Annotated in this window: 13 protein-coding genes; 6 read left to right on the forward strand and 7 right to left on the reverse strand. The window is 72.9% G+C overall.

Going from position 1 to position 8,733, the window contains the following annotated elements; all coding sequences use genetic code 11:
• On the reverse strand, positions 1-605 hold a 605-nt coding region (locus tag CCN33_RS22635; RefSeq protein ID WP_140394625.1), incomplete at its 3' end, for a penicillin acylase family protein.
• A gap of 256 nt (positions 606-861) precedes the next feature.
• Here CCN33_RS22635 and CCN33_RS22640 point away from each other — a divergent pair.
• Complete coding sequence (locus CCN33_RS22640) at positions 862-1,464, forward strand: hypothetical protein (RefSeq protein WP_086695361.1); 603 nt, start codon at positions 862-864, stop codon at positions 1,462-1,464.
• 14 nt (positions 1,465-1,478) lie between these two features.
• The gene (locus CCN33_RS22645) at positions 1,479-2,210 is read left to right on the forward strand and encodes a 3-keto-5-aminohexanoate cleavage protein (RefSeq protein ID WP_086695362.1); all 732 of its coding nucleotides are present in this window, start codon (positions 1,479-1,481) and stop codon (positions 2,208-2,210) included.
• Here the strand turns inward: CCN33_RS22645 and CCN33_RS32200 are convergent.
• Positions 2,195-2,356 (reverse strand): hypothetical protein, encoded by a 162-nt coding sequence (locus tag CCN33_RS32200; protein WP_167387920.1) that lies wholly within the window; start codon positions 2,354-2,356, stop codon positions 2,195-2,197. The genes CCN33_RS22645 and CCN33_RS32200 overlap by 16 nt on opposite strands.
• On the reverse strand, positions 2,343-2,819 hold the full coding sequence (soxR, locus tag CCN33_RS22650) for a redox-sensitive transcriptional activator SoxR (protein WP_086695363.1): 477 nt from the start codon (positions 2,817-2,819) through the stop codon (positions 2,343-2,345). Before soxR ends, CCN33_RS32200 begins: the two co-directional genes overlap by 14 nt.
• Before the next feature lie 106 nt (positions 2,820-2,925).
• Between soxR and CCN33_RS22655 the strand changes: the two genes are divergently transcribed.
• On the forward strand, positions 2,926-3,387 hold the full coding sequence (locus tag CCN33_RS22655; protein ID WP_086695364.1) for a MaoC family dehydratase: 462 nt from the start codon (positions 2,926-2,928) through the stop codon (positions 3,385-3,387).
• Between the two features lie 22 nt (positions 3,388-3,409).
• Here the strand turns inward: CCN33_RS22655 and CCN33_RS22660 are convergent, their stop codons facing one another.
• The 3 genes from CCN33_RS22660 to CCN33_RS22670 form a co-directional block, all read right to left on the reverse strand.
• Entirely contained in the window at positions 3,410-4,033 is a 624-nt protein-coding gene (locus CCN33_RS22660; RefSeq protein ID WP_086695365.1) for a TetR/AcrR family transcriptional regulator, read from the reverse strand.
• A gap of 58 nt (positions 4,034-4,091) precedes the next feature.
• Entirely contained in the window at positions 4,092-4,400 is a 309-nt protein-coding gene (locus CCN33_RS22665) for a YiaA/YiaB family inner membrane protein (protein WP_030812545.1), read from the reverse strand.
• Between the two features lie 77 nt (positions 4,401-4,477).
• Positions 4,478-5,629, reverse strand: a complete 1,152-nt coding sequence (locus CCN33_RS22670; protein WP_086695368.1) for an acyl-CoA dehydrogenase family protein — start codon at positions 5,627-5,629, stop codon at positions 4,478-4,480.
• Positions 5,630-5,735: 106 nt separating this feature from the next.
• Here CCN33_RS22670 and CCN33_RS22675 point away from each other — a divergent pair, with 106 nt between their 5' ends.
• The 3 genes from CCN33_RS22675 to CCN33_RS22685 are packed head-to-tail and all read left to right on the forward strand — an operon-like array spanning position 5,736 to position 8,102.
• Positions 5,736-6,377 (forward strand): TetR/AcrR family transcriptional regulator, encoded by a 642-nt coding sequence (locus tag CCN33_RS22675; protein ID WP_086695366.1) that lies wholly within the window; start codon positions 5,736-5,738, stop codon positions 6,375-6,377.
• Between the two features lie 40 nt (positions 6,378-6,417).
• Positions 6,418-7,131 (forward strand): ArsR/SmtB family transcription factor, encoded by a 714-nt coding sequence (locus CCN33_RS22680; RefSeq protein ID WP_086695369.1) that lies wholly within the window; start codon positions 6,418-6,420, stop codon positions 7,129-7,131.
• A gap of 38 nt (positions 7,132-7,169) precedes the next feature.
• Entirely contained in the window at positions 7,170-8,102 is a 933-nt protein-coding gene (locus tag CCN33_RS22685) for a DMT family transporter (protein WP_086695367.1), read from the forward strand.
• Positions 8,103-8,121: 19 nt separating this feature from the next.
• On the opposite strand, the gene CCN33_RS22690 is transcribed toward CCN33_RS22685, so the two are convergent.
• Positions 8,122-8,733, reverse strand: a 612-nt coding sequence (locus tag CCN33_RS22690) for a zinc-binding dehydrogenase (RefSeq protein WP_140394626.1), incomplete at its 5' end; no start/stop codon positions are given.

Consider the following 8,733-nt stretch of genomic DNA (forward strand, 5'->3'; position numbering starts at 1 on the left):
AGGCCCTGGTTGGCGGGGGCGCCCCCGGCGAAGCCGGTCAACTGGCCCCGGCCCACGTGCCGGAACACGTCCATCAGCCACAGCCGGTCCTGCCCGGCCGCGTAACCGGCGCCGAACTCGGTGCCGTAGCGGGTGGTGCCGGTGATGTGGGGCACGCCGGACTTCTTGTCCCGGACGATCGTGACGTCGGTGCGCCCGGCGGGCTTCTCGGTGGAGGCGACCTGGGTGGCGGGGACGCCGAAGGAGGCGTCGTTGAAAAAGTTGTTGATCTTCGCGTCGGTCAGGCCGGGGTGGCCGGTGGCGAGATTCGCGTAGGGGCCGAGCTGGTCCTCGGCGTGCGCCGGCTGGGTGCCGAAAGCCTGGTTGAGCAGGATCTGCGCCAGGGTGGCATTGCCGTTCTCACCCGGCGGAAGGATGTCCGAACACTGGCCGGAACAGTAGTCGTTCGTCGCGGTGGGAGCGCTTGTGGCGGCCGCCGCCTGACCGAGCGGTGAAAGACAACCGGCGATCAGGACGCATATCGAGGCCGTCTTCAGGAACCCGGAGAGAGTGCGAGGAGTTCTGAGTCTGTCGGACAACACGTTACGTGGGGTGCGCCGTGGCATGGCAGCTCCTCCCGACGGGGGTGGGCCGGACGTTACCGCCGGTATCCCCGCGAGGAAAGGTGAACATGCGTCAAGTTCCGGGACAGGCCGGGCCGATGCCCGGCGGTCAACCCGGAAGGCGTTATGGGAGGGCATCGGAAATCGGATGGAGCCGGATCGGCCCGCGACACGTCTATCCGGCGACGTCGCGCGACAGCCGTACGGCGACGCCGAGGTGACCGAAGAGCGGACACAGGTGTGACGGAGGTGCAGGGCGATGGCCGGATTCCGAAGTCTGGCGAGACAGGTGCGCGATCCGCGATGCGATCTGGCGCTGCGGCGCTACTCACTGCGCAAGTGCCTGGAGCGGTTCGCTCCTTACGGGCACCGGGCGACCTGGGACCATCTGTGCGGGCGGGCCGGTTTCGGCCCGGAGGACCGCTCCCCCGACCCGGCGCGGCTCGTGGCCGCACTGGTGGAGCTGGAGCAGGCGCGCGCGGTGTGGCTGACCTACGAGGCCGATTTCGCGGAACGCCGGAAGAAGGAGAAGCACGACGGCCTGCGCAGGCCGGGCAGTGTCGACGACTGGCACCGGATGACCTGGGGCGGCTTCGGTGTCGCCTGGTGCGACGACCCGCGGCTGCACCCCCGTGAGCCGCTGGCCGACGTACTGCACCGGATCATCAGCGCCCTGGAGCGCCCGCCGGGGTCGGTGTGCCCCGTGTGCGACGGCGAGCGGCTGGTGTGGCGGTACGGCCTCGATCACGAGCCGTCGGCCGGGCCGGTGTGCACGGACTGCGGCATCCTGGTGCCCCGTCCGGTGCTCACCGACGACGCGCTGGCCTCGGCGCGGCGGGAGCGGCTGCTGATGTCGGCCTGACCGGGTGCGGCACCATGGGTGCGGTGCAGGTCTGTCTGAACGGGAGCAGAACGGCGGCGGACGGGGTGCAAGTTCCTCTGACGCCGCAGGAGTTGGCTCGGTCGGCGGCGGAGGCGGTCGCCGCCGGGGCCACGGAGGCGCATGCGCATCCCCGGGCGCCGTGCGGGCGGGAGTCCCTGTCCGCACGCGTCGTCGGGCCCGTGGTGGAGGCACTGCGCGGGCTCGCCGGGGTGCCGGTCGGGGTGACCACCGGCGCCTGGGCCGAACCCGATCCGGCCGCACGGCTGGAACGGGTGCGCTCCTGGTCGGTGCTGCCCGACTTCGCCTCGGTCAACTGGCACGAGCCGGGCGCCGAGGAGCTGGCCGCGCTGCTGCTGGCGCGGGGCGTCGGCGTGGAGGCGGGCATCTGGTCCGGCACCGAGGGCGCGGCGCGCTTCGCCGCCTCGCCGCTGGGGCCGCGCGTGCTGCGGGTACTGGCGGAGGTGACGGACACCGGCCCGGCGACCGCCGAGGCGTCGGCGCACGCCCTGCTGACCGAACTGGGCACGGCGCACGGCCGTCCCGTCCTGCTGCACGGCGAGGACGGCGGCGCGTGGCCGGTGCTGCGGCTGGCCGGACGGCTGGGACTGGCGACGCGTATCGGCCTGGAGGACACACTGTTCCTGCCGGACGGCGAACGGGCTCTGTCCAACGCAGGGTTGGTGGCGGCGGGACTGAGGGAACACTCGGCTCAGCGGGACCAGTAGGGGTCGTTCCGGCGGGCGTCGTACGGCAGCGCGAGGAGGGCCGTGCGGTCGGCGAGGTCGGTCGGTCCACGGGGCCGGAGACGGGCTTGGGCGTGCTCGCCCAGCCAGGTCTGCGCCAGCGCCGCGACGAGCTCAGGAGTGCGCACGCGGCCCTCGCTCCTCCCGCATCAGGCGGGACCCGGCGCCGCGCTCGCCGAACACGTCGTCCGGGTTGGACAGCACGCAGGTGGCCAGGGAGAGGCAGCCGCAGCCGATGCAGTCGGTGAGGTGGTCGCGCAGCCGGTTGAGCTGGTTGATCCGGTCGTCCAGCTCCGAGCGCCACGCCTCGGAGAGCCGGGCCCAGTCCGCGCGGGTCGGGGTGCGCTCCTCGGGCAGCTCGGCGAGGGCCTCGCGGATGGTGGCGAGCGGGATGCCGACCCGCTGGGCGGCGCGTACGAAGGCGACCCGGCGCAGGGTGTCGCGGGTGTAGCGGCGCTGGTTGCCGGAGGTGCGGCGGCTGCTGATCAGGCCCTTGGACTCGTAGAAGTGCAGGGCGGAGACGGCAGCACCGCTGCGCGCGGACAACTGGCCGACGGTCAGCTCGTGGATCTTCTCGGGAAGCTGGGGCACCGTCCCGAGCCTACCGACCCGCCGGACCGGGCGAGCCGTTGACAGGCGCGGTCCACCCCACCATGCTAAGCAGTTGCTTAGACTTACGACGCGAGAGGCCGGGATCATGGCAGAACCGAGGACCTTCCACTCCCCCGACGAGCTGAAGGCGGCCGTGGGCGAGCAGCTCGGCCACACCGACTGGCTGGAGGTCGACCAGAAGCGGATCGACCTGTTCGCGGAGGCCACCGGCGACCACCAGTGGATCCACGTGGACCCGCAGAAGGCGGCAGCGGGCCCCTTCGGCACCACGATCGCGCACGGCTACCTCACCCTCTCCCTGCTCCCCCTGTTCGGGCCGCAGCTCATCGCGGTCGAGGGCGTGCGGATGGGCGTCAACTACGGCACCAACAAGGTCCGCTTCCCCGCCCCGGTGCCGGTCGGCTCCCGGCTGCGCTCCACGGCGGTGATCACCGGCGTGGAGGACGTGCCGGGCGGGGTCCAGGTGTCGGTCGCCTTCACCGTGGAGCGCGAGGGCGGCGACAAGCCGGTGTGCGTGGCGGAGTCGGTGTCCCGCTACTACTTCTGATCCCGGAAGGCGGGCGTCGGGGTCAGTGGGCCCCGACCATCCGCAGGACGAGGCCCGCGTACAGCTCGCCGACCTGCTCGGGCGTGCGCGGGCCGTCCACGTTGAACCAGCGGGCCACGTCGATGCAGAGCGACAGGATGGCGAGGGTGGTGCCCTGCACGTCGGGCACTTCGAACTCGCCGGCCGCCACGCCGTCCTCGACGATCCCGCGCACCTCGGCGTCCACCTGGCGGCGCAGCGCGACGATCTCGGCGCGGGCGTCCGGACCGAGCGCGTCCAGCTCGTACTGCACGACCCGCGCGGTGGTGCGGCGGCCGGCGTGCCAGCGGACGAAGGAGCTGACCCCGTCCGCCAGCCGCTCGGCGGCCGTGCCCTCGCCGCGCGCGGCGGTGCGCAGGATGTCGAGCGCCTTGTCGTGACCGATGCGGCTGATCCGGTGGAGCAGCTCTTCCTTGGTCTTGTAGTGGATGTAGAGCGCGGCCGGGCTCATCCCGGCGCGGCCCGCGATGTCGCGGGTGGTGGTGGCGTGGTAGCCGCGCTCGGCGAAGGCTTCCACGGCGGCGACGAGCAGCCGCCGGGCCGCGTCCGGGGTGACCTCGGCCCACGCGTCGGCCTCGCCGCCGACCGTCTCCTCCGCCGTACTCATCGCTCGCCCCTCCTCGGATGACAGGATCACCACCATACCGCCGAAGGTGAGCGGCCGCTTAGCGAGACTGCTGCGGACCCGGGGTCTTGCGGTACGGGTCGTGGGAGGTGAGGAGTTCTTCCATGCGGGCCTGGTCGACTCTGCTGACGATCTCGCCGGCCTCCTGTCTGTCGCGGATCACCTTGGCGAGGGTGAAGGCGGAGGTGACGAGGTAGAGGACGGCGATGGCGAGGAAGCCGCGCACCCAGGCGTTGGCGTCCAGCCGGTAGATGCCGATCGCGGTGGCCGTCATGGCGACGGCGAAGGAGGCGACGGCCTGTCCGTAGAAGGCGGCCGTGCTCTGCTGCTTGACGGGTGTGTCGCTCATGGCACGAGTGTCGGCGGACGCGGCGCGGGCCACATCCGCCGAGGTACTTGAGTACCCGTACTCAGAAGGGCGCGGCCTCAGAAGGCGGAGACGCCCGTGAGCGCGCGGCCGATGAGGAGCTTCTGGATCTGGCTGGTGCCCTCGTACAGGGTCATCACGCGGGCGTCGCGCAGCAGCTTGCCCACCGGGTACTCGTCGATGTAGCCGTAACCCCCGAACACCTGAAGGGCGTTGGAGGCGGCGCGCACGGCGGCCTCGGAGGCGAACAGCTTGGCCTTGGAGGACTCCGTGGCGAACGGCTCGCCCCGGTCGATCAGGTCGGCCACCCGCCAGGTGAGCAGGCGGGCGGCGTCCACGTCCACGGCGATGTCGCTGATCAGTTCCTGCACCAGCTGGTGCCGGGCGATGGAGGTGCCGAACTGCTCGCGCTCACCGGCGTACCGGACGGCCGCGTCCAGGGCGGCCTGGGCTATGCCGACGCAGCCCGCGGCGACCGACATCCGGCCCTTGGCGAGCGCGGACATGGCGACGGAGAAGCCCTTGCCCTCGGCACCGACCATCGCGGAGGCGGGCACCCGCACGTCCTCCAGCACCAGTTCGGCGGTGGCCTGGCCGCGCAGGCCGAGCTTGCCGTGGATGGTCCGGCGGGTGAGGCCGGGGGTGCCGGTGGGGACGAGGAAGGCGGAGACACCCTTGTGGCCTGGGGCGTCGGTGGAGCGGGCGAAGAGCAGCACCACGTCCGCCCAGGTGCCGTTGGTGATGAACATCTTGGTGCCGCTCAGCACGTAGTCGTCGCCGTCCCGTACGGCCCGCGTGGTGAGGTTGCCCGCGTCCGAACCGGTGCCGGGCTCGGTGAGGCCGAAGCAGCCGACCAGCTCGCCGGAGGTCAGCCCCGGCAGCCAGCGCCGCTTCTGCTCCTCGTCGCCCCAGGCGGCGATGGACTTGGCGACCAGGCCGAGGGAGACGGAGACGATCCCGCGCACCGAGGAGTCACCGCGCCCCAGTTCCTCGGTGACCAGGCAGTACGCGAGATGGTCGCCACCGGAGCCGCCGTACTCCTCGTCGATGGTCAGCCCCAGGAAGCCGACCTCGCCGAGCTTCTTCACGATGCCCCGGTCGACCTCCTCGGCGCGGTCCCATGCGGTGACGTGGGGCGCGATCTCGCGCTCCACGAAGTCACGGGCCAGTCGCCGTACGGCCGCCTGTTCCTCGCTCAGGGCCAGGTTCACCACGCGATCACCCCACACGGCCTCAGCGGGAACCCGTAAGGCCCTTGAAAGACGTACATTTAAATTAGCAGTGCTAGTTTCTGCTCGCAGCCCTACTATGTGCGCCATGGCCCGACCGCGCAAGCCCCTTCTCAGCACCGACCGGATCGTCGCGACGGCACGGGCCCTCGTGGACGCGGAGGGGCTCCAGGCCGTCTCCACCCGCCGGCTCGCCGCCGAACTGGGGGTGAGCGGGCCCTCGCTCTACAACCACTTCCGCACCAAGGACGAGATCCTGGAGGCGGTCGCGGACTCGGTGAGCGCGCAGGTCGACCTGTCGATGTTCGAGGACGGACGGGACTGGCGGACCGCGCTGCACGACTGGGCCGTCTCCTACCGGTCCGCGCTGCGCGACCACCCCAACATCGTCCCCGTCCTCGCGCGCGGCCCCGGCCGCCGTCCGGCGGGGCTGCGGCTGGCGGACGCGGTGTACGGCGGGATGGTCGACGCGGGCTGGTCCCCGGCGCAGGCGACCTCGATCGGCGCGCTGATGCGGTACTTCGTCATGGGCTCCGCGCTCAGCTCCTTCGCGGGCGGTTTCGTCGACGACGCGAGCGCCTACGACCCCGCCGACTATCCCCACCTCGGGCAGGCCCATCTCCTCGCCGAGCAGCAGGAGAAGATCGACGAGCGAGCCTTCGAGGTGGGGCTCGCGGCGCTGCTGGCCGGGCTGGAGGCGCAGTACGGGGAGCCGGAGCACCGGCCATGATTCGGTGGGCGCCGAAGCGTCCGTCCCGCATGCTGTGCACATGACCGCCAGCGAACCGTGCGCCACCGCCCTCGCCTCGCTCGCCGCGCTGCTCGCCGACGAGACGCGGGCCGGCTGTCTGCTGGCCCTGCTGGACGGGCGCGCGTGGACCGCCGGGGAACTCGCCCGGCACGTCCGGGTCGCGCCCTCGACCCTCACCGGGCACCTGAACCGGCTGGTCGCGGGCGGTCTGCTCGCGACGGAACGCCAGGGGCGACACCGCTACGTCCGGCTGGCCGACCCGCGCGCCGCGCAGCTCGTCGAGGATCTGGCGGCGCATCTGCCGCAGGACGTGGTGGTCGACGTCCCGCGCACGCTGCGGGAGGTCCGTACCCAGTCCGCCCTCGCGCGCGGACGCACCTGCTACGACCATCTCGCCGGGCGGCTGGGCATCACGGTCACCGACGCGCTGACCTCGCGCGGGCTGCTGCGCCAGGACACCGGCTTCGCGCTGACCGACCAGGGTCTGGCCTGGTTCGGCGACGCGGGCATCACCGTCGACCGCTCCACCCGCCGCCCGCTGGCCCGCTCCTGCCTGGACTGGACGGAGCGGCGCCCGCATCTCGGGGGCGCGGCGGGCGCGGCGCTGTGCCGGCACGCGCTGGACGCCGGGTGGTGCGCCCGCGTGGGCTCGGGGCGCGCGGTGCGGGTGACGTCCGAGGGGGCCCGTGCGCTGGCGGAGCTGCTGGGCATCGACGAGCGGGCGCTGGTCTGAGACCGCCCGGCTTTCCACCGAATCGATCGAGGAGTCCGATGGACCTCAGTCCGCGTCATCGTCTGCTGCCCACGGCCGCGGCCGTGGTCACCGTGCTGCTGTGGGCGTCCGCCTTCGTGGTGATCCGCACCGCCGGTGACGCCTACTCGCCGGGCGCGCTGGCGCTCGGCCGGCTGCTCGCGGGCGGCCTCACCCTGGCCGTGCTGTGCGCGATACGTCGCGAGGGGTGGCCGCCGCGCGGAGCCTGGCCCGGCATCCTGGTGTCCGGGGTGCTCTGGTTCGGCTTCTACATGGTGGCCCTGAACTGGGGCGAGCAGCGCGTGGACGCCGGTACGGCCGCCCTGGTGGTGAACGTCGGCCCGCTGCTGATCGCCCTGTTCGCGGCCCGGTTCCTCGGCGACCCGATGCCGCCCCGGTTGCTGGCGGGGATGGCGGTCTCCTTCACCGGCGCGGTGATCGTGGGCCTGTCCATGTCGGCCGGGGGCGGCGGCTCCTCGGTGCTCGGCGTGGTGGCCTGCCTCCTCGCGGCGGTCGCCTATGCGGCCGGAGTGGTCGCGCAGAAGCCCGCGGTGGCCCGCGCGAGCGCCCTCCAGGTGACCACGTTCGGCTGCCTGATCGGCGCGGCGGCCTGCCTTCCCTTCACCGGCCAACTGGTCTCCGAGGCGTCCCACGCCCCGCTGTCGGCCACGCTGGGCATGATCTACCTCGGCGTCTTCCCCACCGCGCTGGCCTTCACCGCGTGGGCGTACGCCCTGGCCCGCACGAGCGCCGCCAGACTGGGCGCGACGACGTACGCCGTCCCGGCACTGGTGGTCCTGATCTCGTGGCTGGCCCTGGACGAGGTGCCGGGGCCCGTGATGCTCGGCGGCGGCCTGCTGTGCCTGGCGGGCGTGGCGGTGGCCCGCTCGCGGGGGCGTACGGCGCCCGCGCAGGTGGCGGACGCGGCACCCGGCCCGGACCGGGTGCGCTGAGCCGCCGGCGGGAGAAGCCCTAGAACACGACCAGCGCCCGCCCTCCCCGGCCCGCCAGCATGTCCTCGAAAGCGGTCGGGATGTCCTTCAGGGTGATGTGTTCCGTCACCAGCGCCGAGAGGTCCAGACGGCCCTCGCGGATGTGGGCGGCGATGGCCGGGAGGTCACGGGCGGGGTCGGAGTTGCCGTAGACGCAGCCGGTGAGGGTGCGGCCCCAGTGGAAGATCTCCAGGGCGTTGAAGGTGACCTGCTCGTCCTTGCCGCCGATGCCGACGACCGTGGTCCGGCCGCCCCGGCGGGTGGACTCCCAGGCGGCACGGATGCTCTGGGCCCGGCCCGCGCACTCCACGGCGACGTCGACACCCTGCTTGCCGGTGAGGGCGCGGACGGCGCGCGGGGTCTGCTCGTCGGCGAGGACGAAGTCGGTGGCCCCGCAGGCGCGGGCCAGCTCCTCCTTCCGCGGCGAGACGTCCACGGCGATGATCCGGGCCGCGCCGGCGATCCGGGCCGCCTGGAGGGTGGCGAGGCCGACCCCGCCGACGCCGAACACGGCGACCGTCTCGCCGGGCTGGACCCGCGCCGAGTGGTGGACGGCGCCGTACCCGGTGAGGACGGCGCCGTCCACCACTCG

Source organism: Streptomyces recifensis (assembly GCF_002154615.1).
Taxonomy (GTDB): domain Bacteria; phylum Actinomycetota; class Actinomycetes; order Streptomycetales; family Streptomycetaceae; genus Streptomyces; species Streptomyces griseoluteus.

Coding starts and splice junctions, on each gene's coding strand:
- CCN33_RS22640 (WP_086695361.1), top strand. CDS start 862: ATGGCCGGATTCCGAAGTCTGGCGAGACAGGTGCGCGATCCGCGATGC.
- CCN33_RS22645 (WP_086695362.1), top strand. CDS start 1,479: ATGGGTGCGGTGCAGGTCTGTCTGAACGGGAGCAGAACGGCGGCGGAC.
- CCN33_RS22655 (WP_086695364.1), top strand. CDS start 2,926: ATGGCAGAACCGAGGACCTTCCACTCCCCCGACGAGCTGAAGGCGGCC.
- CCN33_RS22660 (WP_086695365.1), bottom strand. CDS start 4,033: ATGAGTACGGCGGAGGAGACGGTCGGCGGCGAGGCCGACGCGTGGGCC.
- CCN33_RS22665 (WP_030812545.1), bottom strand. CDS start 4,400: ATGAGCGACACACCCGTCAAGCAGCAGAGCACGGCCGCCTTCTACGGA.
- CCN33_RS22675 (WP_086695366.1), top strand. CDS start 5,736: ATGGCCCGACCGCGCAAGCCCCTTCTCAGCACCGACCGGATCGTCGCG.
- CCN33_RS22680 (WP_086695369.1), top strand. CDS start 6,418: ATGACCGCCAGCGAACCGTGCGCCACCGCCCTCGCCTCGCTCGCCGCG.
- CCN33_RS22685 (WP_086695367.1), top strand. CDS start 7,170: ATGGACCTCAGTCCGCGTCATCGTCTGCTGCCCACGGCCGCGGCCGTG.